The organism is Achromobacter pulmonis (assembly GCF_002885955.2).
Lineage (GTDB): Bacteria > Pseudomonadota > Gammaproteobacteria > Burkholderiales > Burkholderiaceae_B > Achromobacter > Achromobacter pulmonis_A.
Genome location: NZ_POQS01000003.1, coordinates 705,391 through 731,620, shown reverse-complemented (window position 1 = coordinate 731,620; position 26,230 = coordinate 705,391). Strand labels below are relative to the sequence as shown.

Here is a 26,230-nt window from a genome sequence, read left to right as displayed (position 1 = left end):
GTCAACCGTGCCCCCGCTCGGTCAGCGCCCCGACCACAAGCCGGGCGCAGCGCTGCGCCGAGGCCAGGCCGCCCAGCGCATAGAAGGATGCGATGGCGTGCGCACGCCCGCTCGCTACCGCCGGCAGACTACGCCAGAGCGTGCTGTCGCGCAGCAGCGCCTCGGCGCGGCGCGTGCGTGCCCCCTGATCCAGATACAAGATAACTGCTTCAGGCTCCGCTGCCAGCGCCGCAATGCCCACCAGACTGTTGCCATAGAAGGTGGTGCGTGCGCTCCAGGCATTGCGTAGTCCGAGCTGGCCCAGCACGCGGTTCACCCAACTGCCCTGGCCGTAGACGAAGGCCTGGGCGCCGTTCTCGTGCAACACGGCCATGTACACCGACCGAGCGGCATCGGCGCCGGCAGCGAGCTGCGCGCGCAGGCACTCAATTTCGGTGTCAAACTCACGAAGCCGCATCTGCGCCTGCGCCTCCAAGCCAGTTGCAGTGCCCATCTGCAGCAGCAGCTCGCGTATACGCAGGTAGGGATCGGCGCAGCCGTCGAAGATGTGAGCCACCTCGGTTGGCGCGATGCGGCCGAACTGTCCCAGCAGACCGGCCTGCCAGCTGGAGACCACGATGCGCTCAGGTGCAAGTGCGGCCAATAGCTCCAGATTGGGTTCGCTGCGCGAGCCCAGATCGGCCACGTTCGCCGGCAAGGGGGGCTCGGGCAGCCAGAGTCGATATACCGCCAGCTCCGGCACGGCGATGGGCATGCAGCCCAGTAGCGCCAGACTCTCGGCCGCGGCCCAGTCGGTGCAGGCGATGCGAGCACCTCGCGTGCCTAGCGTCTGTGCTGAATCCGTCCGCGCCAGGGCGCCCAGGGGCACCGTGCCGGCCCAGGCTAGATACGCCACGCCCCCGAGACAGAAGCGTCGGCGCTCAAGCGCCGGCACGCAGCCCAGCCCCGCCGCGCTGCCTCCCGAATCGGGCGCCGGACGACGGGGGCTGACAGTTGCGCACGTGTGCGCCATGTGTTGCGTCTGCTTCAGAAATCCACCGTAGCCGAGAGCAGGAAGGTGCGCGACACTCCGCGCGCCAGTCCGAAGTTGGAGGTCGCACCGGCCCAGTAGTCTTTATTGAACAGGTTCTCGACATTAGCGCGCAGTGTCACATTGCGATCCAGCAGCCGCGTCTTGTACCGCAGCCCGACGTCGACTCGGTTCCAACTGGGGATCTCCTGCGTATTAGCCGCATTGACGTACTGCGAGTCAGTGTAGAGATAACGCGCCGAGACCGTCAGGCCGCTGACGTAGGGCAAGTCCCACTCAACGCCCAGGTTGAGCATGGTATCGGGCACGCCTATCGCCTTGTTGCCGTCGTTGGTACCTCCTTGAGTTTTGGCGAGCTCACCGTCGATGAACGACACCCCGCCCAGCAGCCGTACACCGCGCGCCACTTCGCCAAAGGCGTTGATCTCCACGCCACGGTTGCGCTGCTCGCCATCCATGACGTAGGTGTTGGAGCCGTCCAGGAAACCGCTGGGCTGCTTGATCTGGAAGTAGGCGATGGTCGCGCCAAAGCCGTCGAACTCCGCCTTGGCGCCGATTTCGTACTGCTTCGTCTTGATCGGAGCGAACACCGTGCCGGCGTTGGTCGCCGCCGCGGGCGCGCTCGGCCCCTGACTGAGACCCTGGATGTAGTTGCCGTAAAAGGACACGTGCTGCCACGGCTTGACCAGCAGCGCCACCGAAGGCGAGTAGGCGTGCTCGTCGTAGGACGTGGTCTTGGCGCCTGTGACTGCGCTGTAGTTGTCCACCTTGACGCTCTGGCGCCGCACGCCGGCGGTGAGCTGCACCCGCTCGTCCAGCATCGTAATGGTGTCGGCCAGCGCCACGCTGCTCAGCTTGCTGTGAGCCGTCTTGGGCGCATGGCTACTGAAGGCGTCCAGGCTGGGTTTGGGTACTGAAATCGGGTCGTAGAGATTAGAGCCCGAATAGTCGGCGGGAACCTGAGCCAACACACCCGATTCGATGTCCAGCGTGGTGAAGGACAGATCCAGCGTGTGGTTCAGCGGCCCAGTCTTGAGCTTGCCGGTCAGTCCGCCCTGCGCGGTCCAGGTGTCAGCATAAGTGGGCTGGTAGTACTGTCTGCCGCGGAAATCGCCGTCCTCGTTCTGCAGGTAGATGAAGTCGTAGAGACCCAGAAAGCGGTTCTTGCGCCCGCCTGCCGCAGCGTAGGCCGTGAGATTAGGCGTCAGGTCGACCTCGCCGCGCACCATGCCGAAGGTGTCTTCGGACTTGGCGTTGTACCAGGATTGGCCCAGGTTACTGCTGCCCTTGGGCGCGCGCGGGACGTCGAAATTGCCACTGTCCAGGTAGATCGGGCGGCCGGGGTTGTCACTCTTGAGATTCTGGTAACCCAAGTCGGCCGAAAGCCGCACACGCTCGCCACGATAGTCCAGGCCCAGCCCGGCCAGCGCCAGACGCTGGCCCTGTTTGTCGACGGTAGTGTCGCCGTCGCGGTAGAGGCCGTTGAAGCGTATGCCAACTTGGTTGCGCTCGCCGAGGCGCCGAGCCAAGTCGATGTGACCACTGAACTGGCTGTCCGAAGCATAGCTGCCGGTGACCTGCGCAATGGGCGTGTCGGTAGCGCGCTTGGTCACCAAGTTGATCGTGCCGCCCACCGCGCCGGTGGGCGCCATGCCATTGAGCAGCGCGGTGGGGCCGCGCAGCACTTCCACCCGCTCGAAGAGCTCCACGCCCCCGCTGAACTGCGGAGGAATGATGCCGTAGAGCCCGTTGACCGCCATGTCCTGGCCTTGCACCGGGAAACCGCGGATCATAAATTGGCTACCGTAGCTGCTGTCAGACCAGATCGTACGCACCGAAGCGTCGTTCTTGACCACATCGTTGATACTGCGCGCCTGCTGGTCTTGCATAGCTTGCGCCGTGTAGCTGGTGAGCGAGAATGGTGTATCCATCACGTCGCGGTTGCCCAGCAGCCCGAGCGAACCGCCGCGCGCCACTTGCCCCCCGGCGTATACTGGCATCAGATCGCTGCGCAGCGATTCGGGCGCGCCGGTGACCGTCACTGCCGGCAGCGTACGCACCGGGCCGGAGACCTGGCTGGCACCGATGGCGTTGACGGATTCCGGCTCGGATGCAGTGTTGGCGGGCTGCTGCCCGGTGCTCTGAGCATGGGCGTAGCTACCCCAGCAAGCGACCAGGGCGACGGTCAGAGCCGACGGAAGCGTAAAGCTGTAATGACGCGGTGCGTGCATGCTCGGGCGAACTCCTGTGAGGGCGCTGCAGACTAAGGGATCGGGCGACTTGCTCCGACTGAAATGCGAATTATTATTATTTAACCTCGCAAACCATTCATTCAGGCGGCCAAATTTCTACGCGTTCCGGCCGCAATATGGCTGTCTAGCGTAGAAATTCCAATATCTACTCAAAATGGACAACATCTGGCGACAGCGTTTTGCAAAAGGCTACCGGCGACAGGAGCGACCGGTGATGGCCGGCGGCCACGACTACGAGCACGGCAGCCGCGAGATCTGGCACAGCCACGAACAAGGCCAACTGGTGCACGCCACCAGCGGCGTGGTGCGGGTTCTGACTTCGCAGGGCGGCTGGACGCTGGCGCCGCGCCAGGCGCTGTGGATCGCGCCCGGCGTAGACCACGAACTCCACATGATTGGCCAGGTGGCCATGCGCTGGCTGCGCATCGAGCCCGACGCCGCACCCTGGCTCTGGGCGGAGTGCCGACAGATTCGCGTCACGCCGCTGCTTCGCGAGCTCATCCTCAAGATGCTGCAGGACCCGCCCGTCTACCCGCCCGAGAGCAACGCGGCCATGATCGTGCCGCTGCTGCTGCGCCAGTTGCAGGAGGCCGAGGTGATCGTGCATGGCAAGCTTCCTCTGCCACGCGACAAGCGGCTGCTCAAAGTATGTGAAGTCCTGATCCGCTCCCCGGCCAACAACGACCCCATGGCGCTGCTCGGCGAGCGCGCCGGCACCAGTGTGCGCACCCTGAGCCGCCTATTCAAGGAGCAAACCGGACTGACATTCGTGCAGTGGCGCCAGCAGTTGCGCCTCTCAGAGGCGGTCTGCCAGCTATCGCTGGGACAGTCGGTCAGCAGCGTGGCCCAAGACATGGGCTACGCCACCGCTAACGCCTTCAGCACGATGTTCCGGCGTACGTTGGGCGCCACGCCGCAGCGCTACATGCGTGAGACGCGCAGTTAAACCGCCGCCGCCCTCGTTGGCTACCCGAGCGGCTTGACCTCCTCCAGCAAGGCCAGCATGTCGTCCATGCGCGCGTCGACGGGATCCGCAGCGCGTGCTTGCCTGATCCAGTCCGCCAGCAGGCGTATGGTGGGCTGGTCGAACACAATGGTCAGCGGCACCTCCACGTCTAGCTTCTGGCGGATCTGCGCCGCCACCTTGACCGCGCTCAGCGAATGGCCACCCGCGTCCAAGAAGTTGCGCGTCACCCCCACCCGCTCGACCTCCAGCACGCTGCACCAGATCGCCGCAAGCTTACGCTCGATCTCGTCGGCAGGCCCGACTTCGTCCGTGTCGTCCAGTGACACCAGGTCCACTGCCGGCAAGGCACGCCGATCAAGCTTGCCGTTTTCAGTGAGCGGTAGGCGCGCCAACGGCACCAGCTGCGCCGGCACCATGTAGCCCGGCACAACCTGGCGTAGCGCCTGACGCAGGTGATCCAGCGCGGTGGCGTCAAAAAGACCAGCTTGCAGCGCGGCCCCCTGCCTGACCGCGACCACGTAGGCCACCAGCCTCTGCGCTTCGTCCTCGCCCTGTACCACTGCCACTGCGTCGGCTACGCCGTCGAGCTGCTTCAGAGCGGCCTCGACCTCGCCGATCTCGATGCGGAAACCGCGCAGCTTGACTTGAGTGTCTATGCGTCCCAGGTATTCCAGCCCGCCGCCCGATACCTGTCGTACAAGGTCCCCGGTGCGGTAGAGGCGAGCGCCCTGCGCACCCTGCGGATCGGGTACGAAGCGCTCGGCGCTAAGCCCAGGCCGTCCCAGATAGCCTCGCGCCAGCCCCGGCCCGGCCACGTACAGTTCGCCCTCGAAACCGGGCGGCACCGGCTCCAGGTTGGCGTCGAGCACGTGTGCATGCAGATCGGGCAGCGGCACGCCGATACGGCGGGACGCGGCATGCACCTCGTCAGGCTACACAGGATGGTGGGTGACGTGCACCGTTGTTTCGGTAATGCCGTACATGTTGACCAACGCTGGTGCGTTCTCGCCCATCTCCTCGAACCAGCGCACCAGGCTGCGCGGATCGAGTGTCTCACCGCCGAAGATCACGTAGCGCAGCGGCACTGCACGCAGGCGCACATAGACGCCGGGCACGTCCAACAATTGACGAAAAGCCGAAGGCGTCTGGTTCAGCACCGTAACTTGCTCGCGCTCCAGCAGCGCCAGCAAGTCCTCCGGCGAGCGGCTGTTCTGAAACGGTACGATCACGAGGCGGCCGCCGTGGCCCAACGCGCCAAAGATCTCCCATACGGAGAAATCAAAGGCGTAGCTGTGGAACAGCGTCCATACGTCCTGCGCGCCGAAGTCGAAGCGCACCCGAGCAGCGTTGAATAGCCGCTGCACGTTTGCGTGGGTCAACAAAGCGCCCTTGGGCTGACCGGTGGAGCCAGAAGTATAAATGCAATAAGCAAGCTGACTTGGATGCACCGACAGGTCTAGATTGGCCGCGGTATCGATCTCGGTGTTAGTCAGGTCGCTCGCTCGGGCCCAACCGCTACTCTCGGCGTGCGTGTCATCCCCTGTCAGCACATCCAACTTCAGTAACGGCAGCTCAGGCGCCAAGCCGATCAGTGTGCCAGCGTAGTGGGCGTGAGCCAAGATCACCGTGGGTTGGGCATCCTGAAGCAGGTAGGCCAGACGCTGCGCCGGGTAATCCGGATCTAGCGGCAGATAGGCGCCACCGGCCTTGAGCGTGGCCAGAATGGCGACGATCAGGTCGTGCGAACGCCCCAACGCCAGTCCCACTAGACGGTCTGGTCCCACGCCGACCGCCACCAACCGGCGCGCCAGCCGATTTGCACGCGCGTTGAGCTCGCCATAGCTCAGTGCCTGACCCTCACATACCACAGCCACGGCGTGTGGCGTGCGCGTGGCCCAATGCTCCACCGCCCGATGCAGCCCCCCCAACTCTGCGTCCGAATTCACGATATCGACATGCGGCAGCGCAGGCGCATCCTTCGCCGGAAGCGCCACGGCCGATATCGCAGCCGGGACCACCATGGAGTCTCGAGCATCTGGCACATGCTGCGTGAACGCTATCTCGCCCAGCAACCGGCCACCGCCCTCCACCCATGTCTCCAGAACCCGCTGCATGCGCTCGAAGATGGCGCCTGCCTGAGCCGCATCCAGCGCGCTGCCTTCGTGCAGGATGAGAAAGCGCATGCTCTCCTCAGGCCACACGATCACGGTGAGAGGATAGCCGTTACGGTGCTGCGACTGTACCCGGCTCACTCCCAGGTGCTCCAAGTCGCGCTGCAATGATTCTCCCACCGGATGATTCTCGAACACGAAAATCACGTCGAACAGCGGCAGACCGCGCGGCACCGAACTGCACGCATGGATGTCCACCAATGGCAGGAAAGCATTGTCACGCAACTGCAGATTCTCCTGCTGCAACGCGCGCAGCCAATCACCCGTCTCGCTCATGGCGGGCAACGCCATTGCCAGCGGCACCGTGTTGATGAATAGCCCCTTCATATCGAGGATGCCAGGCAGCGGCGCGTGGCGCCCAGCCACGGTCACGCCGAGCACCGGTTGGCCGCGCCGCACCACGCTAGCGAGCGCAAGCAAGGTCGCGCCTTGCACCACGGTGTTGAGTGTCACGCGCTGTGTCTGAGCATAACGCGCGAGTTTCCCGGTCAGTTCCGACGTGAAGCTGCGTTCAAGTCGGCCCAGTCCCGGCGCAGTCCCGTCCAGCGGCCGCACCGCGCGTGCTAGCAGCAGCGGCTCATGCAGCGCCACCAATGCACGCCGCCAATAGGCCTGGGCGGCCGGGCGGTCCTGCCCAGCCTGCCACTGCACGTAGGCATGGAAGGGCGTGACGGTGGGCAGCTGAGCCGTTTCGCCTGCCAGGCGCCGATGGCAGCCTTCACCGCGCTGCGTGGCTCCTAGAATCCGGCCGATGTCTTTGCCCTGGGAGGGCTTCTCGCAAAGAAACAGCCGCATGTCCGTCCATCCGATTCCCGTAGTTCATGAGTTGCTGGGATCGAGGATGCCGAGCGCCGCCCCTGGCAGCAGCAAACAAGCCGCATGCGGCGGCAACCGCTTTCACGCCGATGAAATGGCATGTACGGAGGAAGGCGCGTGGCCAGACGTGTGCGGGCCGATAGCCACGATTTCCTGGATCGCCTGGAAGTCGGTGGACGTTGGTGGAGCTATCCCCTGGGGATAGTTCGCAGCGCATGGAGGGCGGCGAAGCACTGCAGCAGCCGCCCTCCATGTACGGTCACTTCCTGCGCTTCGTTTCCTTCGGTGCCGCTGGTTCCTGGGTGGCCTGGGGGCTTCGGCTCTGCCTCCTGTGGCTTCGGGCTGAGGGTGACGTNNNGGTCCTCGAACTCGCCGCCTTTGGTGGGAACGGGGTTGTCGAAGTACACGTTCAGCCGGAGCAACCGGCGAGGATCGTCGTTGCCGTTGGGGAATTCGCGGTACTCGGGAGGCGAGCCGATGTTGCCCTCGCCGATGAATTGTGTGCTCATGTTGATATCTCCGTGGTGGTTGAAATACCCGTGCCTCGCTGAACACGGGTGCGTGCTCGGATGTCTGGCGCAATCGCCGATCGCGCATTGCGGGTGGGGTGGACTTGAGCCGGCGCAGGTAGGTGTCGTCCGCCTGCGCGGCCTTGCTGGCGCATTCCTGTGCTTGCCTGCCCAGGGTGTGCAGCAGGCTGATCTGCATGTTCAGCGTGATGCGCCGCAGCTCGATCGCGTGCAGATCGGCNCCGGCGGCGCCGATGGCGGGGTGGGGTCGCTGACCAGGGCGCGGTGGCGGCTCTCGGATTCGGTCAGGTCCAGGGCAAGCACGTCATAGTCGATGCCCAGCAGCTCGGACATCTGACCGATCAACTCGTCCTGCACACGCTGCGGCGAGAACTCGTCCTGCACACGCTGCGGCGAGAACTCGTCGGCCTGGGCGTCGAACTGCGACAGCACTTCCAGAAAGAAGCTGTCGAAGTCCAGCGGCAGGGAGCGGCCCTTGGCATAGTGCTCCCATGTGCGCTCGCTGGCTTTGCGCATGACCGATAGCCGCTCGACCTGGTGGCGACCGAGGCCANGTTGGCCGAGAAGTCGGGCGGAAGCGCATCGCCCAGATGATCGGCGACCATGCGTTGGATGGACTGGAGCCGCTCCGTCGTGGGTGCCGGAGAGATGATGTGCTCGTCAAGCAGATCGCCAGCCGCTGCCGCAGGACTGGCCGCGAATGCCTCGCGCGGGGCCCCGTCGTCCTGGGGCCTTGTCGGCGCGGCGGCAGAGAGGCCGGCAGCAGGTGCCGGTGTAGCGGTGGACGGTGCCGGTTCGATTGGCGGCCGTGCGATGGCCCCAGGGTCAGGCAATGCCGGCGGCGCCGATGGCGGGGTGGGGTCGCTGACCAGGGCGCGGTGGCGGCTCTCGGATTCGGTCAGGTCCAGGGCAAGCACGTCATAGTCGATGCCCAGCAGCTCGGACATCTGACCGATCAACTCGTCCTGCACACGCTGCGGCGAGAACTCGTCCTGCACACGCTGCGGCGAGAACTCGTCGGCCTGGGCGTCGAACTGCGACAGCACTTCCAGAAAGAAGCTGTCGAAGTCCAGCGGCAGGGAGCGGCCCTTGGCATAGTGCTCCCATGTGCGCTCGCTGGCTTTGCGCATGACCGATAGCCGCTCGACCTGGTGGCGACCGAGGCCACCATAGAGCACGGTCGGGATCGCGGGCAGCAGGTAGCGCACTGCATCGGCCATGCGGCTGATGTGCGACTGCTGCACGGGGAAACCGTCGGCGGCCAGGCTGCGGGCCAGCTCGGACTGGCTCAGGGTGGTGTTGCTTTCCGCTTCATAGAACTCGCGGGCTTTCTCGATGCCCAGGGCGCGCTCGATAAACGTGAGGCCGCCGCGTAGTTCGTTCTCGGCGAGGTGCCCGGTCAGCGCGACGATCTCTCCGCGCGCTGGCCACGGCCGGAACAGGCACGATATGCGGAAAAAGCGTTCGTCCTTGGTCTCCGCCCAGAGTTCACGCAGGATCGCCAGCCTGGTGTTGCCGCCGTTGCGGATGATGTAGTGCGCCTCGCCAGGACGGCGTGTGATGGCGGGCGCAGCATCCAGGCCACGCTCGCGGATGGAAGCCTTGATTTCATCGTAGGCCGAGTTGCGCTTTTTGCGCGGGTCGTGGTCGTAGGGCCGCAACTGATCCAGTGTCACGACCATCGGTGTGTCGGCGATCGGGTCGCTCAAGGTCGTGGCCGATGGCCCACTTCGCNTGCCCGGTCAGCGCGACGATCTCTCCGCGCGCTGGCCACGGCCGGAACAGGCACGATATGCGGAAAAAGCGTTCGTCCTTGGTCTCCGCCCAGAGTTCACGCAGGATCGCCAGCCTGGTGTTGCCGCCGTTGCGGATGATGTAGTGCGCCTCGCCAGGACGGCGTGTGATGGCGGGCGCAGCATCCAGGCCACGCTCGCGGATGGAAGCCTTGATTTCATCGTAGGCCGAGTTGCGCTTTTTGCGCGGGTCGTGGTCGTAGGGCCGCAACTGATCCAGTGTCACGACCATCGGTGTGTCGGCGATCGGGTCGCTCAAGGTCGTGGCCGATGGCCCACTTCGCTCGAACCCGGCGGCAAGCAGCTTGCCGGCCATGTCGTGGGAGGTCATCTCAGCCATGGCCGCATCCCTCAGCGTTGGCAGGCCGGGCCATGCGCGCCTCGCGCTCGGCGCGGCGGATCTGCGCACGGGCGTTGAGGTCGGCCCGGTAGTCGCTCGCTGTCGAACTGGTATAGATGGCGGCGCAGCCGGCCTTGGTGAACTTGAGGTGTCCGCCCCGTGTGCGCTTCACGTGCCAGCCTTCGCTCACCGCGAACTCGATCAGGGCGCGCAGCCGCTTGTGGCCACGGGACAGCTCATGTGCGTTCGCCATGGGGCCTCCCGGTTTCAATAGAACGGGAAGGACGGCCGGACACGAGGGCAAATCTGTCTTGCCACTGTGGGAACAGTTCGCCGGCGAGCGCGCGCATGGTGTCCAGCGCGGCGGGCGCGACTCTGCCCGGTGGCTGGCGATGTTCAATGCGATGCACCGGCAGGCCGCGGGTTGCGGCGCGCGGATAGGACTCGATGGCCGGCACGTCGGTGCCCAGCACGCGGATGCCCGTGTGATCCTGAAACAAGTCGTGCAGCGCCTGCTGGATCAGCCGAGCGTTGGCAGACACGGGGTGAACACGATTGATGAGCAGCAGATGCAGCGGCGGGGGCGCGATGTCCTCCAGCAACTGCATGGTACCGCGCCGCAGCTCACGGGCCGCGAGGATTTCCGGGGTCACGGGCGACAGCGCCAGGCTGGAGGCGAGCACCGCCATCTCCAACAGCACCGAGCGTGCACCCTGGGTGTCGATCAGCACCAGGTCCAGGCCCGCGACGACGGTATGGGACACGAACTGGTCGAGGTCGCGCTCGTTGAAGGCGAGCTGCTCGTAGATACCGCCCGGCGCGCGGTGAGCCAGTTCGTAATAGGAAGACAGCGTGGCCCGCACGTCGAGATCGAGCATCAGCACACGCAATCCGGCGTCGGCGGCGAGGCCACCGAGATTGGCTGCCGAGGTGGTCTTGCCCACGCCGCCTTTGGTGGATATCACGGAGATTACCAGCATGACGTGCTCCTCATCGTTGCAACTAGAGAACAGTCAAGCACGTTCATTAAGGCGGTCGGCAATCCACTGGTCGATCTCGGCGGAGTCCCAGCCCACAGCCCGGATCCCAAGACGCAAAGCTTTGGGAAACTTGCCGTCCTTCATCAGGTTGTAGATGTGAACTGTACCGATCGGTATGGGATGCTAGCTCCAGCAACGGCGGAATGTTAACGGCTCGATCAGTAGGAGGTGTATCCAGATGACGCCATTTGCTCAGGGCATGCCAGGGCGATATTTTGGCCCAGAACCTGGTTCAAAATCGCACACGGTTCTCCAGGCAGCTCGAAAAGTCTTTCTCACGCATGGGTTCAGTGCTACCACTGACATGATTCAGCAGATGGCCGGTGTCTCGAAATCCACGGTCTATGCGCATTATGCCAATAAAGAGACGCTGTTTTCGGCCGTCATTGAGGCCGAATGCCAGAGCTTCTCGGACAAAGTGAGCGCGATCCGCTTCCAGTCCGGCAAGCTCAAAGATACGCTTGCAGCGCTGGGATCCGCCTACCTCGATATCGTGCTAACGCCAGAGAAACTGGCTCTGTACAGGATTGTGATCGCGGAGGCTCCGCGCTTCCCTCGATTGGCCCATAAGTTCTACGAGGCTGGACCGAATGCGGTCGTGTCCATTGTTGCTCGGTATCTCGATATCGCCGTAACGTCTAGAGAGCTGGAGCTTGGGGCACTTAAAACTGAGGAGTTGGCGCTGGTTTTCATCAGTTCTATCCGTAGCGAACCGCACCTTTTTAACCTGACCCATCCGGACAAGTCGCTATCACCTCAAAAAACGACCGCATGGGTCGAGATGGTGGTGAACAGCTTTATCCACTCATATTTGAGGAAGGACCGATAGCGTCGCGCCGAGGTGTCTCAGATTTTCAATCCCAGCACTCTTAATGTGGGCCCTGGCTAGAACCGATGTGCATTTATCGAGACAATTCTGAAAGTGGTCATGCAACGCACCGATGTCGCCTCCACAATCGTTGATCAGATTCTGATGCGTGCCGCCCGTCACATGGGAAGCGGTCGTGTCTCACTAATGCCGGAGATACCGGTCGAGGCAGCACGTAATACGGAGATAGCCGAACTGATACAGCGGGACGACAAAGAAACACGCGAGACCTTATACGGGGTATTTCGATGGCGCTACTCCACGAATCGAGGCCCGGGTAGAGTTGCTCGGCGCTCTACTGGAGGGGGGCTGTCCATCCGCGCGCTGCTCGACCCGAAGCGGGCCGCCACGCTCGACCAGGAAACTATTGCGCAGCCTAATTCGTTACGCGCTAACTGGCTGATCGCTTCAAGTACTCCGGCGTACCTAGATAGAGATACGCTGTACCGTCGTATTGTAAACCTCACCCTTTCCGGTCAGCGTCTACATGCCTGATAATTCAACGCCACATACCCGCACTTGATGATCAACGATCCCTACGCCTTCACTCGCATAAGAGCTCAACGCGGCAACAGTCCTACTAACGTTTGTGCCAGGCATCGTTTGAGATCCGCAGTCGAAAGTTCCGCGAGACGCCCACCGCCGGCAACGTGGCGACTAAACGTAAAGCCGATCATTACCGCCAGGATGACATCGCTTTGCAGGGCGACGTCCTTGCCCTTCAGATAAGGTTCGTAAAGCGCCGCCCCGCCGTCACGCATAACGCCGTACAACTTCTTGGCTGCACCGATATCGGACGCTGTGCTCCTGAGCAAGGCCACAAGTGCATCCAAGCCCGTTCCGGCCTCGCCGCGGTCAGTGAATGCCGCAGCGATCCTTTCCGCGAGGCTTCCCTTGCCCTCTTGGATGATGACACTTTCCCAGTCGCGCGTCCCAGGCACCGTCGCAAGGAACAGCGCCTCCTTGGAGCCAAAATGGCGCTGCACCAACCCATGCGTAACCCCAGCCCGGCGGGCGATCTCACGCATCGTCGCCCGGGTGTAGCCACACTCGGAAAAAACGTCTAACGCCGCCTGCTGGATAGCGGCACGACGCATGTCAGGATCCCGCGTACGCCGTGGCTTGGGCTTTCTATCGCTCGCAAGGATTGCCGTTTTAGGCGTTGAAGCCTTTGGTCTACTCGTCGAGGACGCGTTCCTGGCCTGCCTCATGTGAAGTGCGCATTCCGAGTTTCCACTTCTATCTCCAGGCATTCAAGTTAGTAACTTCGTTCCACAGCGTAGGCAGCTAAAGCCCGCAGGGCTGCTACCGAGTCGGTTGTCGCAACTCCCCCCAGCATTGAAACGGCGATCCGGGCGTGCTCGTGCGCTCGGCGCCGACTGTAGTCGACAGCACCGGTGGACTGTATGGCCTCCATCACCACGTCCATCGCGTCCATGCCACCGTTCTGCACGATCTCCCGCAGTCGATTGCGCTGCGCGCCTTGGCTGAAGTTCATAGCGTGGATCAGCGGTAGCGTCACCTTGCCCTCGGCCAAGTCGTCGCCGAGATTCTTGCCCAATTGCTCGGCATCTGCCGTATAGTCAAGTACATCGTCTGTAATCTGGAAAGCATAGCCCAGATGCTCCCCGAATACCTCCATCCGACGTTGTAGCTCCCTATCGGCCCCCGCCAGGATCGCACCTGCCGTAGTACTTGCGGCGAACAGTACAGCCGTCTTGTGTTTGATCACCTGCATGTAGGCTGCCTCATCCACATCTGGATTGTGAACGTGTAGCAGCTGGAGGATTTCGCCTTCGGCGAGTTGGTTCGTCGTCTTTCCAATGATCTGCATGATCTGCATGCTGCCCAGTTCCACCATCAACTGGAAACTGCGCGAATAGAGAAAGTCCCCGACCAGCACTGCAGGCAGGCTGCCCCAGATGGCATTGGCGGTGCTGCGGCCTCTGCGCATGGATGATTCGTCAACGACATCGTCATGCAGCAAGGTCGAGGTATGAATGAACTCGATGATAGTAGCGAGCTTATGCAGTCCCTGGCCATGGCCACCACATGCCCGCCCGGCCAATATTACGAGCATGGGACGTAATCGCTTCCCCCCCGCCGCGATGAGGTGCTCGACGACCTCCACGATCAAGTCCACGCGCGAATGCAGGCGTCCTCGAATCAAGGCGTCTACCTGCCCCATGTCGGACGCCACCAGGCGCTGGATGTCCGCTAGCTGTAGGGATACGGCGGCTAATTGGTGCGTCATTAAGTGTGCCCATCCATGTAAAGGGGTGGGCGGTCGAGACATTTAATTGCCATGGCGCCTCACCCAAATTAGTATCCAGCCGTATACTAACTTAAGTTGCGGAGTTTCCGGCACATGTACGTCTCCATCCTAAGCTTGCGTGCATGCAGCTGTCGAGCTGGTATGAGTGTCCACACACGGCCGTCAGGAGCGGAGCCTTTCCGTCAATGACAGGCCCGAGCCATAAGGAATTTTTGGAACGTCATATGTACACAGACGAACAAGTTTGGTCACATCCTGGCGTACTTCGCGGCGCAAACTTGAAGAGCTACGAGTCGTCAACATGACAACAGTCCGAAACACCGGTAAGGAAGAGCACGAGGACATCTTGTCCATGACTAGACAGGTGCATTTCTCGTTGCTCCGCACGCAGGACGAGGTACTGGCGCCGCTCGGACTGACCGCGGGTCAGTGGATGCCGCTGGTATTGGTGTCCGCCGGCATGGCGAGCACCCCCGCCGAGTTGGCCTCATTAAGCGACATTGACGCTGGTTCCATGACTCGCACACTGGACCGTCTGGAGTCCAAGTCTCTTGTGTGCAGAGTGAGGAGCATAGAAGACAGACGCGTGGTCAACATAACATTGACGGTAAAAGGCGTGGCAGTTGCACATAGAGTCCCGCATGCCGTCGGACGCGTGCTTAGCAAGCACCTGCAAGGGTTTAGCCAAGACGAATCCACCCTACTTTGCCGATACCTTACGCGCATGATTGTCAACGGCCGTGACGACCGACAACTAACCAATCGCTAGCCATCGGCGGGAATCGTACCAGGCCAATCGTCCCGCCGCGCCGCGGCTCGAACGACACGTCACCCACAGCATGGAGCGGCTGCGGTACCGCTTTCGATGTGCTGTGCGGACAGATGTCAGCCAATGATCGCAAGTTAATTTACCGGCATAGGCGCGTCGGCCTGCTACTGCACGCGCGCGACGCATGAATTGTTATTTGACGTAGCCCTGTAGCCGTCTCCGTCAAAGGGCAGGCTCGAGGACTCCATCGTGTGGGCACAAGCGTCGCACACCGGCGCACCGCCTTGATAGAACATGACGTGCACGCTGCCGGTTGTTCCTCTACAGCAATCCAGTGGTGCACCACCGTCCAGACCGGACAGACTTCAGAAATTTCGTCGTGTTACTCCTAAGAGTAACCAAGAGCCGCATTCAAGAACGCTTATGCTCAACATCAAATATCAACGCTACCCCATCTGCGACTCTCGAACCTAGACTGCTAGCACGTCATCTACAGCATAAGGAGAAGCACTCATGATTCAGCAACGCCCTCTTCGGCCTGAGGCCTGGACTGCCGCCCAAACCCGCCAGGAGCAATCGTGGCTACTGCGCGTAGCACCGCAGCATGTTGAATCGATCAATAAGGCGCTGCGGCACGCCAAATCGCATGGCAAGCCTTTACTTGAATGGTGCCAGGAAGATTTCCCGCTCGACGCCGCTACCCGGGACTTCCTGCAGCATGATCGCCGCGCCGAACGCGCCAAAGCCGCAAACCGCCATGACGAGTGTCATGGGCCAGGGCGTACCGTCGGCCAGCAGACCGAGCACCGCACTGGCGCTCGCTCCCCCGCCGAACTGCATGGCCCCACCCAAGGCGGAGGCGGAACCTGCGCGATGCGGAAATGCCGACATGGCCACCGCAATCGAGTTTCCTGTGACGAAGCCGACCATCGAGAAAAAGATGACGTTCGGCACTACCAGACCGAACAGTCCGCCATAGCCGGTCCACCCGGCTACGGCTTGTACAACGCCGGCGGCGGCAGCGATGCTGGTTCCCCACAACAACAGCCGTTCGGGGCCCAGGCGCACGACCAGCCTGCGGTTCACCGCGAACATTGCCATCATGCCCACGACGTTCAAACCATAAAGAAACCCGTACATCGAAGGGGGAACGCCATAATGCGTGACGTAGGAGAAAGGGCTGCCCGCTGCGAATGCGTAGATGCCGCCATAGAAGAAGGCACTGACGAGCGTGGCGCCGAGAACGCGCCGCGTGCGCAGCATCTGCGCATAACCAAGAACGACTTGCGACAGTTTCAGCGAGACGCGGCGGGCCTGGGGCAGTGTCTCGTCCATCAAGAGCATTCCAACCATCGCGACCGCGCCAAACGCGACTTGCCCCCAGAAGATGGCCCGCCATCCAAACCAGAGAAGCCCGCCTCCAGCGAGCGGCAGCAACAGCGGGGCAAAACTGGCGGCCAACAACAACAGGGACAGGATGTCTGCGGATCGATGGTGCCCATAGACATCGCGCACTACCGCGCGGGCCAGCACGGGACCAGCGCAGGCGCCGAATGCCTGAAGCAAACGCCAGGCAATCACTTCGTGGATGCTGCTGGATAGAATGCAGCCCAAACTCGCCACGATATAGACGGAGATTGCTACCAGCAGCGGGATGCGTCTTCCGAAACTGTCGCCTACCGGCCCCCAGAATAGCTGCCCAATGCCAAAGCCCACCAGGAACGACGATAGCGTCCACTGTGCCTCGGCGGGGGAGGCATGCAGCGCAGCCGCCATGGACGGCAGGCCTGGCAGGTAGAGTTCGACGGAAGCGTTACCGAACGCCAACAGCAGGCTGAGTGTAGCGAGCAGGCGCACCGCAGCGGCACCGCTCGGCAATCCGACCGATACGGCGTTGTTTGTCATCGGGCAGGCCCCTGTTCCCAGCATCGCCGACCAATGGCCCGGCATTGCGCTGGCTGTAAAAAGCCAGGGTGGAGCATCCACCGCTGGTCACGCTGGCCAGTCATGAAAGCGCTAACCATCGGGAGCAAAAGCGTGGCGGGAGGCAGGGAACAGACGCTTGCGAGCATCTCCACGCCAGCGAAACCGCCGCGCGGATCGAGCGCCATCGAGGCGCAAGACACCCCGACGTTGTTGCTGTAAGCCGTCGACTTGCGCATGGACGGCCAGCGCTTTGGCACAGCCCGCATATGCGAGCGCGCACGTTCAGCTTGGGACATGAAGGACTCCCCCACATTGATCCTGATAGGCGAGCCAGCATAAGCCCCAGAAAAACTGGCGTCGTGCAGGATTGGAGGAGTTATGTGTACGATCGGCCACTTTGTGGCCATGCCATTGCATCGAGATCGGGTGCAGCACGACATGACAAGGCTGCACGCTCCTGATTACTCGGTGGAAGTTAACCCTCAGGCTGCGCGATCCACCACTTCAAATACTTCCTTCTTCCGAAATCTTGCGCCGGAAAACCGCGGGCGTTATCCCGAAACGGCTCTTGAATTGTCGATGGAAGTGACTGATATTTGAAAACCCGCAGTCCAGGGCAATATCGATTACAGGGGCTTCCGTGGTTGCCAACGCGATCGCCGCTTTCTGGACACGACGGCCATTGCAATATCCCACAAGGCTTTTTCCGGTATGGCCGCGAAATTCGCGGGTCAACAAACTTCTTGAGATCGCGAACTGATCGGAAATTCTTTCTATCGTAATGTGTTCCGTGAGATTTCCTTCGATCCAGGACATGATTTCCTTGATCTTGGCTTTATGGCGAAGGAGGGTATGTCCCCATGCGGTGTTCTGCTTCTTGGCGTGCAGAGTCAGCAGTAATCCCAGAGCCCCCCATTGTAAGCGCTGCGCCCAAATATCGTCCATACCAAATCCGTCGGAGATTGAATCAGCCAAATGTCTCATCCAGGACTCTTGACCATCGTGGTCTGTGGCGGTCACGCCGGCCGCGGCGAGGCCGTCGAGCATGGAAATATGCAGCGGCGGAAGATATCGAGGCAAATCTTTCGGCGGGAAGCACACGACCTTCATATGAGCGATTTCGCCCGTTTCAACGGCAAAGCGATGAAGCGTGCCTGGTGGGATGAGGATCGTTCTCAACCCGGCGAATGGAACTTCGGCCCCCTGTGTCTGCACCCACCCGTACTCGCCGCCACATAGCACAAGCTGGAACATGACATGGTCATGCCAGACTGAAGGCTCGGCTATTGCAGCGCTAAAACTCCAAAGCATGCTTTACTCCACCGTATATCGTGAGCAGTTCGATTCCCCATCATACGATGGGAAATAAGTGCCCCCTCCTGCCTTCTCCAGGCTCTCTGGCGATCCGTGTGAAATCACCTGATCATGCCGCAGTCAGCGCCAGCCACGGATTGCGCGGCAAATGCTCGAGCCTGGCGCACGGCAGGTAGGCCATGGCGATCATGGCTCTCATGGGTGGCATAGCCTTTGGGTCTGGCCTTGGCCTCCTGGATCTGGACGTTCATGGCTTCGACAAAGCCGTTGCTCAGACCCGCTGCGGAAGTATTCGACAATCCCGGCCCTGTGCTCGCCAAGCCGCTCTTCCAATAAGTTTTGGCATCGATCAGAACGCAAGAGCCCGCTGGGCCAGACGATCGAGCGCCGCCAGACGCTGTGACTCAGGTTCGAGAAGGTATGTACTGAGGGCGGGCTCACTACCCGCCAAGGGGCGTACCAGGATGTTCGGCGTGTGCATCCACGCCATACGTGAGTGCACCCCGACGCCAATCCCGTACCCACTTGAAATCAGCATCGCCATCAGCTCGTAGGAACACACCGCGACCCCACCAGGGCGCGAGGTGAACAGTGCGTCGACGATGCTGCTGACCGGCTCGCACGCCGGCGATTGCCATCGAATGAGCGGATAGCGCGCGGCTTCCTCCGGCGGCACGGCATCGAAAAGCCGAAGAGGAGATTGCGCTGGCATGGCAACAGCCAGTTGTTCCTGCCAAAGAACGCGGGCGCGCAAGGGTGATCCCGCGAAGTTGGTGAGCGCAAAGCCGCCATCGTATCGGCCGTCCAGTAAGCCACGATACTGCTCTGCCAGCGCGACCTCGTGCAACCGAACGGGGGGCTGCGGTTCCTCCGCGCGCTGGTGTACCAGCAGCGACGCTAGTCGGGGCGATAGCGTACCGAAGGACACGGCGATTCTGAGCGGCGACGGATTGGTACACGCACGCATGGCGGCCTTTCCCCAATCTTCACGGTGTGCGAACGGCCCGTTGGAAGATCACTGATAAGTTAAATTTAACGTGGTTTAGTTTATGCTAATAGTCGACGCTTTTTCTGATGCAGAAGCGTGCGGTTAAAAAGGGGCGACCCCGAGGCAGTAAAACCTTCGAAGGCGGTCCGGCCCAAGCCTTCGGCGCCGCTGTTCGCGCAGCGCGAATGCAGCGGGGTTTGGCCCAGGAAACGTTGGCGTATCTCGCAGGCATTGAACGCTCCCATATGGGAAAAATCGAACGGGGCGGACACCTGCCCACCCTGGTGCTCATCCTGAGAATCGCCAAGGCCTTGGAATGTTCAGCCGCAGAACTGATCGCGGCCACCGAAGCCAACTTACCGAAAGATTAGCGGCCTGACGCTTTTCCATAAAGAGTTCATATGGACAGCTCGGCGCTCTCCATAACGCGGGCAATGAACCCACCCAGTTGCGGTGGCGGATCAATCTCGGGTGTCAACAGATACGTCGTCAGTGTAGCTCCGGTAATGTCCAGTGCACGTGCAACGACCTCGGGGTGCCGGCGAATCGCGACATGCCCGGTCGTGGAGAATCCCAGACCATAACCGGCGGCTACGAGTGTGAGCATCATGTCGACCGACGTGGCGTATTCAACGACAAGCGGTTCCCGGTCTGCGTTGCGCAGGATACGTTTGAGCTGATGGTTGCATCCTGCGCATATCTCGGGATGGCACATCACAATCGGATAACGCAATACTTCGTTCAGGGGTATCTCTTTGTATGTCAGTAATGGGTGGCGTGTCGACACCGTGACAACCAATGGGTCAAACCAGATCGGTTGCGCGATGATGGCATCGCCTACGTCGGCGGAACCGGAAAAACCGGCGTCGAAGGTCCCGTCGCGCAGCCCACGCAGTTGAACCGACAGCGGCACTTCGCTGAGCCGCACGTCGATATCTGGGTCTTCCTCGCGGCAGCGGGCTAGAATCCTAGCCAGACGGGGCTGGGCCACGCCGTCGGAGACGGCGATCCGTAAAGTGCTTCGGTAGCCCGACGCGGCCGCCTTCACACTTTGCTTGGCGTGGTTCAGTGCCATGAACACATGGCGTACTTCGTCAAGAAATACTCGTCCAGGGTGCGTCAGCTGTGTGCCGCGCCGGTCACGCCTGAACAAGACGATCCCTAACTCCTCTTCAAGTTCCTTGATCGTTCGGGATAATGGCGAGGGCTCGATGTGTAGTCGCTCTGCAGCGCGAGAGAAGTGCAATTCCTCGGCGACGGCCATAAAGCTCCGAAGGTGCCGCAGATCCATGAGGTCTCCCCATTTCAATTGCATATGACATTCAATGGACCTGGCAAGCGCCAGGCAAATATCACGATATTTTTATACCCGATGTATCTTCAAACCTTGTGAATGTAATGAAGTCTCCAACCGTTGATTGTCGTTAGTATAGGAAGAAATCACGCGAATGATGCTCCCCAAAGTCAATGCTCGCGCGGGTCTTCTGGTATGTATTACGAGTACGTGACTAATGTTTGGGATAATTCGAGCCAATTGCTGTGGCAAATGCTCTATTTGGTGCTTTAAGGGCCAAATTATTCTGAATTAATACCATCGTAATGACACGAAAGTTTGAGAATATTTTCAGGTTCAAAATCATTCGACCTAGAGTTGAGCATAAGGCGTTGTATCCCCGGATCAACGCGGCGTGATACTTGAAGAGACCAGGGGCTTCTCGTTAATCAAGATCATGGTCGTCGTGGTGATCATGAGCATCCTCGTAGCGTTGATCGCACCCAATCTGACGGATCGTCCCGACCAAGCTCGCGCGACCGCTGGGCGCCACCATGCAAGCGCTCAAACTCTGCTGGCTCGACAACGGCCTGCCCGACGGCATCAGCGAACTGGGCCGACTAACACTAGGTTTTGCCAACGTCAACCTGCAAGCCAGTGAGCGGATCGATGCCAATAACGCCGGGACGCTGAAGGCATACCAATTCTAGGGCGACTATGTGACCGGAGAGGGCTGCCGCTACAGTGGCGGCAGTCTGCATGCCGTCATCCCGCTACGGACGGGCGAAGCCGGTTCGACAACCTTACCGATACGACTCAGGACCACTACGTCACATGTCCACTCCTGTTTTCAGAAGGCCAATCGTCCTTGCCAAGGAACAATGTTGGGCAAGCCATGTTTACAGCCAAACGCTCGGGCGAGCTCAACGCAGGCACGCAATCCGGGTACGCAAAGTCTATGACTACCAACTCCGCGTGCCGTGAAAGGGTTGCAAGATGCGTGACCGCTACGTCGAGATCGAACAACAGGATTTCGATCGTAATCTGGTATCGACGTTCGAGTTCCTTTAGCCGATAGCCCGCGGCCCCAATTGCGAGCGACCGAGTGAAACGCGAATGTGAGTCCGAAATCGGGATTGTTGGAAGAATGGCAATTAGAGTTACGTCGAGCGTGCGCGCATAATGTGCACCGAACACCTCCGCTGAGCTACTTCCAGATGGCGGAAGCACCGCGATAAGGGCGTCGCGGTGCCAATTGCGTTGCCGCTTTGTTCTTTCGCGCTTTGAAGCGCCACGTACATCTATGGGAGCCGTATTCGCATTCCGTCGCATGGCTATCTCGAACCGGTCAACGAGACACAAATAGGGGCAACGGCACCTCGGCCAGCAACGTGCGACTCACCCCTCCCAGGATGGCTTCACTGATTCGGAGGCGGCTATAAGCACCAAAAACAATCAGGTCCGAATTTACCTCGGCGGCGTGGCTGACGAGCACCTCGGCTGTCGGCTTACCGTCCGACCTGATGCGTTGGACATCTACGCGCACACCGTGACGGGCCAAATAGAGGGCCATATCGGCGCCGGGCTCCGGTTCATGCTCTTCGGCCTCGTGTTCTGGATCGATACTGAGTAAGTTGACCGATTCTGCGGCGATTAACAATGGGAGCGCATCGGCGACCGCCCGACGAGCCTGGCGGCTGGCATTCCACCCCACCGTAATACGACGGGCGACGGGACGTGTGCCCCAACTGCGGGGAACGATGAGAATGGGGTTGCCCGTCCGTTGCAACACACTGGCCGATGACCAGGGGAAGGGAACACCAGGGGCGTCTGGATGACTGACCACCAACAGGTCACAGTAGAGCGAGCGCAAACCTGTCTCCACATCCAGGTCGCCGTAAGGAATCACGCGAAGCTCGGCGGTAATGCCGTACCGATTGGCGACCGTGGCGAGGTATTGCCCGGCGCGAATCAGGTGCGTATGCATGAGGGCCTGTCGTTGTTGAATGACCTCGGCAATAGCCTCGCCTCGGGCAAATCCGTCCGCGACAAGGGCACCGGTGTATCTGGTAGTGGTGATGGCGATCAGGTGAGAATTCTGTGATCCCGCCAGTCGAGCGGCCGTATCCAGGATGCGTCGTCCCGCTTCACTCTCGTCGAAAAATACCGCGATATCCTTAAGCGTATGCATCATGTCTCCTCCTGACTCGCTGATTAATGAATTGGTCGCTAGCTTGAAGAAGGTCGCAAGAATGCATTGCCAATTTCCAGAGCGACGCCCGGCAATCTAATTCACTTCTGCCTTCGATCCGGTCACTACGGTGCTACCCATGCTTTCTGGGGTATCGCCGAGTTGTTGTGAATCCCAGCTACCGCCTACCGCCCTGAATAAGCGCACAAGCGAGATCTGGTACTGCGTAGATACATCACTCAAACTAATCCGATCGAAGAAATTGCTTCGTTGACTGTCCAAGAAGCGCATGTATCCATCCAGGCCTTGGATGTACCGCGCTTCAGCCAGACGCAGGCCGGTCGTACTCGCCTCGGCGAGCCGGGTACGGGCTTGCCATTCGCGGTCGAGGGTCCGGCGCGCATCCAGGGCGTCCGAGACCTCGCGGAATGCCTGCTGAATGGCCTTCTCGTAATCTGAGATAGCAGCATCCCGTCTCACCTTGGCCAAATCCAGATTGGCGACATTGACTCCCCCACGGAAAATGGGCAGGTTGATCTGCGGAAGGAACGACCAAGCCCGGCTGCCGGAATCAAAAAGTCCCGATAACTCGCTACTGGCGGTGCCGAATGCACCGGTCAACGTGATGGATGGAAAGAACGCGGCACGGGCAGCGCCAATATCGGCGTTTCGCGCCATCAGGCGGTATTCCGCAGCGCGAATATCAGGACGACGCGTCAGCAGATCCGATGTCAGGCCAGCCTCGACGACACTGGACACGATCTGGCCGGTGGCAACCGTGCGCACCAAGCTGTTGCGGTCGGCGCCATTGCCGACCAGCAGCGCCAGCGCGTTGCGCGCTTGCTGATACTCCCGTTCAGTGCGTTCAAGGTCCGCCCTTGCGGCCTCGGTGAGCGCTAAAGCATCCTGGTAGTCCAGGGTGGAGGCGACCCCGCTATCATGTCGACTACGGATGAGCTCCAGCGAAGCCAAACGCGTGGTGAGGGTTTCCTGTGTCAACTGAAGCCGCCTCAGGAGCTTGTCAGAAATTTTGTGTGTGAGGCATAGCATGTCGACAAGGAGCATGAATGCCACGCAAGACCAAACCCACCGCTTTGGCGGACCAGGCGGCACAGCCGCAATTTCACATCCCGGCCGAGCTGCTTGACCAGTTGGTGACCGGGCCCATGACGCCGGGCCAAGTCCAAGGGCTGTTCGATCAGTTCAAGAAGTCAATTCTTGAGCGGGCGCTGGGCGCCGAGATGAGTCATCACCTAGGCTATGCGCCCGGCCAAGCCAAGCCCACAGGCGGATCAGCCAACCACCGCAACGGCAAGAGCACCAAGACCGTACTGACCGATGTGGGGGCGCTGCGCATCGATGTCCCACGCGATCGCGAAGGCAGCTTCGAGCCGCAGCTCATTGGCAAGCACGAGCGGCGCTTTACGGGTTTCGACGACAAGATCATCGCCATGTACGCACGCGGCATGACGGTGCGCGAGATCCAGGGTTTCCTGGCTGAGATGTACTCGGTGGACGTCTCGCCCGAGCTCATCAGCCGTGTCACCGATGAGGTGATGGGCGAGGTCACGGCCTGGCAGACACGGCCGCTGGAGGCGATGTACCCGGTGGTGTTCTTCGATGCGCTGCGGGTCAAGATTCGCGAGGATGCGGTGGTGCGCTCCAAGGCCGTCTACCTGGCGCTGGGCGTACTGCCTGACGGCTCGCGCGACATCCTGGGAATCTGGATCGAGAACACCGAGGGGGCGAAGTTCTGGATGAAGGTCTTCAACGATCTGAAGACGCGCGGGGTGCAGGACATCCTGATTGCCGTCACCGACGGCCTCAAGGGCATGCCAGAGGCGCTGGGCGCAGTGTTCCCGGCGACGACGCTGCAGACCTGCATCGTGCACCTGATCCGGGGTGGCCTGGACTTTGCGTCATGGAAAGACCGCAAGGCGCTGGCCGCAGCCATCAAACCCATCTACACCGCGGTGAGCGCCGAGGCGGCCGAGGCCGAGTTGGATGCGTTTGCGGCCGGCCCCTGGGGGCAGCGGTTCCCGACCGTGGTCAGCGCCTGGCGCCGGGCCTGGGACAAGGTCATCCCGTTCTTCGCCTTCCCGCCCGAGGTGCGGCGCGTGATCTACACCACCAACGCCATCGAGAGCGTGAACGCACGGCTGCGCAAGATCATCAAAACGCGCGGCCACTTCCCCAGCGACGAGGCGGCCACCAAGCTGATCTGGCTGGCGCTGCGCAACATCACCGCGGACTGGGGGCGGGCGGCCAACCACTGGAAATCAGCGATGAACCAATTTGCGATCCTCTACGAGGACCGATTTACCAGATCGGGCCAGTAAGATCACCAAGCCGCCTCACGATTGAGTGACGGATTCAACAGCCTCACACACAGAAATCCTGACACTCCCCGCCTCAGAGCCCCATCGGCGGCTATGTACGCTTCCAGCACCTCGCCGATAAGGCTGATTTGGACCGTCCGAGCGGCCTCTTCCGTCGCGAGATACTCTCGCAACGCCGCTTCAGAGAGACTGCGGACCCGTCCGAACAGGTCTATCTCGTAGGCGTTCAAACCTACACCGACTTGATAGCTGCTTTGCACGCCCGATTGTCCGTCTGGGTTGAGATCTGCCGGGCCACGCTGGCGCTCTCCCTCAGCGTAAATGCCGACGTCCGGCAGTCGGGCTGCGCGGGTGATCCGGTACTGGGCGCGGGCGGCCTCAATGCTGAGCACAGCTTTGCGCAAATCCCGGTTATTTTCTAGTGCCGCCTGCACGAGACCGCGCGCTTCATCATTCACGACGAACGACCGCCAAGCGTAGAGGCGATCTCCAGACCTGCCACTCCCCCGCCCACAATCACGATCCGATGCTGCTCTTTATTCGCCATAGTGTGAAACCCCAAAAATACGCGCTTGCGATCCGTTATGGCCACCGAAGGCCACGCATCGCTTTGAATATGAAAACTTCCAAGTGCTTGGCCGTTACCGGCGAGCCGCTGCTTCTATCGCGGCCAGATAGGCGGTCAGCACTCGGGGAATTTCCCGCAGATAGGTGTCGATGCGCGGCAGATCTGCCTGAACCCCCATCCATATGGCGCCAGCTCCAACGGCATGTAACATGACCGCGTAGCTTTCCCGCTCTGCGGGCTTGACGCCTGGCAGGCGTGCATCGAGCACCTGTCGAACCGTACGGATGAAGTCGGCGTCACTCTCAGATGGGCGGCTGTGCATCAACGGAAGGAAATCCGGATGACGCCGCAAATATTCGACGTAGGGTGTTACCAGCCGTTCGATGGCGTCGGCAGTGGAAAGCTGCTGCCAGACTTCACCCGGGGTTTCGGCAAGTTGGCGGCTGATTTCTCGAGAAGCCGCCCGATGCCGTTCATACAGGGCGCCAAGCACACTCTCCCTATCCGGAAAAAAATAATAGAGCGATCCGATGGACGTTTGCGTGCGCCGCGCTAGGTCGTGCATCGTCACCCCTGCCAGGCCTTCTTTTACGATTACCTCGGCCGCAGCATCGAGAATGCCGTCCACGCGTGCTTGCCCTCGTACTTGGCGCGGCGTGCGAGCGGCAGCGGCCAATTTACCTGACGCTGCCGTGCGCCGGGCGGAAGCGGGTATGACTGTCTTGCCCATCGGTCACCTCAAAAAGACTGAGCATTACCCGAATCAGTGTAATCCAAAAT

Annotated in this window: 24 protein-coding genes and 5 pseudogenes; 7 read left to right on the top strand and 22 right to left on the bottom strand. The window is 61.1% G+C overall.

From position 1 onward, the window contains the following. Position 1: 1 nt before the first annotated feature. Positions 2-1,012, bottom strand: a complete 1,011-nt coding sequence (locus C1I89_RS14715) for an ABC transporter substrate-binding protein (RefSeq protein WP_012251099.1) — start codon at positions 1,010-1,012, stop codon at positions 2-4. Between the two features lie 14 nt (positions 1,013-1,026). Then, on the bottom strand, positions 1,027-3,261 hold the full coding sequence (locus tag C1I89_RS14710) for a TonB-dependent receptor (protein WP_012251100.1): 2,235 nt from the start codon (positions 3,259-3,261) through the stop codon (positions 1,027-1,029). 175 nt (positions 3,262-3,436) lie between these two features. Between C1I89_RS14710 and C1I89_RS14705 the strand changes: the two genes are divergently transcribed. Then, positions 3,437-4,228, top strand: coding sequence for an AraC family transcriptional regulator (locus tag C1I89_RS14705; RefSeq protein WP_041863143.1), 792 nt, complete (start codon positions 3,437-3,439; stop codon positions 4,226-4,228). A gap of 20 nt (positions 4,229-4,248) precedes the next feature. On the opposite strand, the gene C1I89_RS35245 is transcribed toward C1I89_RS14705, so the two are convergent. The 10 genes and pseudogenes from C1I89_RS35245 to C1I89_RS14660 all read right to left on the bottom strand — a co-directional run bounded on the left by C1I89_RS35245 (position 4,249) and on the right by C1I89_RS14660 (position 11,056). Further along, positions 4,249-4,575 (bottom strand): phosphopantetheine-binding protein, encoded by a 327-nt coding sequence (locus C1I89_RS35245; RefSeq protein WP_258231452.1) that lies wholly within the window; start codon positions 4,573-4,575, stop codon positions 4,249-4,251. Positions 4,576-4,620: 45 nt separating this feature from the next. Further along, positions 4,621-7,215: pseudogene (locus C1I89_RS14695) on the bottom strand (amino acid adenylation domain-containing protein); the annotation flags it as partial. A 209-nt stretch (positions 7,216-7,424) separates the two neighbouring features. Continuing rightward, the gene (locus C1I89_RS14690) at positions 7,425-7,745 is read right to left on the bottom strand and encodes a hypothetical protein (RefSeq protein ID WP_308810275.1); all 321 of its coding nucleotides are present in this window, start codon (positions 7,743-7,745) and stop codon (positions 7,425-7,427) included. Positions 7,746-7,821: 76 nt separating this feature from the next. Beyond that, a pseudogene (locus C1I89_RS14685) lies at positions 7,822-7,986 on the bottom strand (DUF3158 family protein); the annotation flags it as partial. A 2-nt stretch (positions 7,987-7,988) separates the two neighbouring features. Beyond that, positions 7,989-8,318: pseudogene (locus tag C1I89_RS35880) on the bottom strand (ParB family protein); the annotation flags it as partial. A 2-nt stretch (positions 8,319-8,320) separates the two neighbouring features. Beyond that, a pseudogene (locus C1I89_RS14680) lies at positions 8,321-9,475 on the bottom strand (ParB family protein); the annotation flags it as partial. 28 nt (positions 9,476-9,503) lie between these two features. After that, positions 9,504-9,899 (bottom strand): annotated as a pseudogene (locus C1I89_RS14675) (ParB family protein); the annotation flags it as partial. After that, positions 9,892-10,152 carry a hypothetical protein gene (locus tag C1I89_RS14670; RefSeq protein WP_012251104.1) on the bottom strand — a complete coding sequence of 87 codons (261 nt, stop codon included), beginning with the start codon at positions 10,150-10,152 and terminating at the stop codon, positions 9,892-9,894. The gene C1I89_RS14670 and the pseudogene C1I89_RS14675, both read right to left, overlap by 8 nt. Beyond that, the gene (locus C1I89_RS14665; RefSeq protein ID WP_012251105.1) at positions 10,136-10,879 is read right to left on the bottom strand and encodes a ParA family protein; all 744 of its coding nucleotides are present in this window, start codon (positions 10,877-10,879) and stop codon (positions 10,136-10,138) included. The genes C1I89_RS14670 and C1I89_RS14665 overlap by 17 nt, the downstream gene beginning before the upstream one ends. Positions 10,880-10,912: 33 nt before the next feature. Beyond that, the gene (locus C1I89_RS14660) at positions 10,913-11,056 is read right to left on the bottom strand and encodes an AlpA family phage regulatory protein (protein ID WP_231852721.1); all 144 of its coding nucleotides are present in this window, start codon (positions 11,054-11,056) and stop codon (positions 10,913-10,915) included. A gap of 61 nt (positions 11,057-11,117) precedes the next feature. On the opposite strand from C1I89_RS14660, the gene C1I89_RS14655 reads away from it, so the two are divergent. Further along, on the top strand, positions 11,118-11,768 hold the full coding sequence (locus C1I89_RS14655; protein ID WP_012251106.1) for a TetR/AcrR family transcriptional regulator: 651 nt from the start codon (positions 11,118-11,120) through the stop codon (positions 11,766-11,768). A gap of 99 nt (positions 11,769-11,867) precedes the next feature. Next, positions 11,868-12,302 carry a hypothetical protein gene (locus C1I89_RS34100; protein WP_012251107.1) on the top strand — a complete coding sequence of 145 codons (435 nt, stop codon included), beginning with the start codon at positions 11,868-11,870 and terminating at the stop codon, positions 12,300-12,302. A gap of 65 nt (positions 12,303-12,367) precedes the next feature. Here C1I89_RS34100 and C1I89_RS14650 read toward each other — a convergent pair whose 3' ends face one another. Both C1I89_RS14650 and C1I89_RS14645 read right to left on the bottom strand, forming a co-directional pair. After that, complete coding sequence (locus C1I89_RS14650) at positions 12,368-12,904, bottom strand: TetR/AcrR family transcriptional regulator (RefSeq protein ID WP_181390951.1); 537 nt, start codon at positions 12,902-12,904, stop codon at positions 12,368-12,370. A 161-nt stretch (positions 12,905-13,065) separates the two neighbouring features. After that, positions 13,066-14,061 carry a polyprenyl synthetase family protein gene (locus tag C1I89_RS14645; protein WP_041863145.1) on the bottom strand — a complete coding sequence of 332 codons (996 nt, stop codon included), beginning with the start codon at positions 14,059-14,061 and terminating at the stop codon, positions 13,066-13,068. Positions 14,062-14,383: 322 nt separating this feature from the next. Here C1I89_RS14645 and C1I89_RS14640 point away from each other — a divergent pair, with 322 nt between their 5' ends. After that, a complete protein-coding gene (locus tag C1I89_RS14640) occupies positions 14,384-14,851 on the top strand; it encodes a MarR family winged helix-turn-helix transcriptional regulator (protein WP_012251110.1) in 468 nt (155 codons plus the stop codon). A gap of 657 nt (positions 14,852-15,508) precedes the next feature. Here the strand turns inward: C1I89_RS14640 and C1I89_RS14635 are convergent. The 3 genes from C1I89_RS14635 to C1I89_RS14625 form a co-directional block, all read right to left on the bottom strand. Further along, a complete protein-coding gene (locus C1I89_RS14635) occupies positions 15,509-16,756 on the bottom strand; it encodes a multidrug effflux MFS transporter (RefSeq protein ID WP_012251111.1) in 1,248 nt (415 codons plus the stop codon). A gap of 525 nt (positions 16,757-17,281) precedes the next feature. Then, on the bottom strand, positions 17,282-18,088 hold the full coding sequence (locus tag C1I89_RS14630) for a helix-turn-helix transcriptional regulator (protein WP_012251112.1): 807 nt from the start codon (positions 18,086-18,088) through the stop codon (positions 17,282-17,284). A gap of 352 nt (positions 18,089-18,440) precedes the next feature. Then, positions 18,441-19,058, bottom strand: a complete 618-nt coding sequence (locus C1I89_RS14625) for a LysR substrate-binding domain-containing protein (RefSeq protein ID WP_012251113.1) — start codon at positions 19,056-19,058, stop codon at positions 18,441-18,443. A gap of 107 nt (positions 19,059-19,165) precedes the next feature. Between C1I89_RS14625 and C1I89_RS14620 the strand changes: the two genes are divergently transcribed. Further along, positions 19,166-19,450, top strand: coding sequence for a helix-turn-helix domain-containing protein (locus C1I89_RS14620; RefSeq protein WP_012251114.1), 285 nt, complete (start codon positions 19,166-19,168; stop codon positions 19,448-19,450). 26 nt (positions 19,451-19,476) lie between these two features. On the opposite strand, the gene C1I89_RS14615 is transcribed toward C1I89_RS14620, so the two are convergent. Beyond that, positions 19,477-20,370 carry a LysR family transcriptional regulator gene (locus C1I89_RS14615; RefSeq protein WP_012251115.1) on the bottom strand — a complete coding sequence of 298 codons (894 nt, stop codon included), beginning with the start codon at positions 20,368-20,370 and terminating at the stop codon, positions 19,477-19,479. A gap of 536 nt (positions 20,371-20,906) precedes the next feature. On the opposite strand from C1I89_RS14615, the gene C1I89_RS35875 reads away from it, so the two are divergent. Further along, on the top strand, positions 20,907-21,062 hold the full coding sequence (locus C1I89_RS35875; protein WP_231852732.1) for a hypothetical protein: 156 nt from the start codon (positions 20,907-20,909) through the stop codon (positions 21,060-21,062). Between the two features lie 638 nt (positions 21,063-21,700). Here the strand turns inward: C1I89_RS35875 and C1I89_RS14605 are convergent. Both C1I89_RS14605 and C1I89_RS14600 read right to left on the bottom strand, forming a co-directional pair. After that, on the bottom strand, positions 21,701-22,546 hold the full coding sequence (locus C1I89_RS14605; protein WP_012251116.1) for a universal stress protein: 846 nt from the start codon (positions 22,544-22,546) through the stop codon (positions 21,701-21,703). Between the two features lie 93 nt (positions 22,547-22,639). Beyond that, positions 22,640-23,542: an efflux transporter outer membrane subunit gene (locus C1I89_RS14600; protein ID WP_258231433.1), complete on the bottom strand. Its 903-nt coding sequence runs from the start codon at positions 23,540-23,542 to the stop codon at positions 22,640-22,642. A 68-nt stretch (positions 23,543-23,610) separates the two neighbouring features. On the opposite strand from C1I89_RS14600, the gene C1I89_RS14595 reads away from it, so the two are divergent. Then, positions 23,611-24,882, top strand: coding sequence for an IS256 family transposase (locus tag C1I89_RS14595; protein ID WP_047350851.1), 1,272 nt, complete (start codon positions 23,611-23,613; stop codon positions 24,880-24,882). Positions 24,883-24,884: 2 nt separating this feature from the next. Here the strand turns inward: C1I89_RS14595 and C1I89_RS14590 are convergent, their stop codons facing one another. Next, a complete protein-coding gene (locus C1I89_RS14590; RefSeq protein ID WP_102773461.1) occupies positions 24,885-25,340 on the bottom strand; it encodes a TolC family protein in 456 nt (151 codons plus the stop codon). 183 nt (positions 25,341-25,523) lie between these two features. Next, on the bottom strand, positions 25,524-26,078 hold the full coding sequence (locus tag C1I89_RS14585) for a TetR/AcrR family transcriptional regulator (RefSeq protein ID WP_258231432.1): 555 nt from the start codon (positions 26,076-26,078) through the stop codon (positions 25,524-25,526). Positions 26,079-26,230 lie beyond the last annotated feature (152 nt).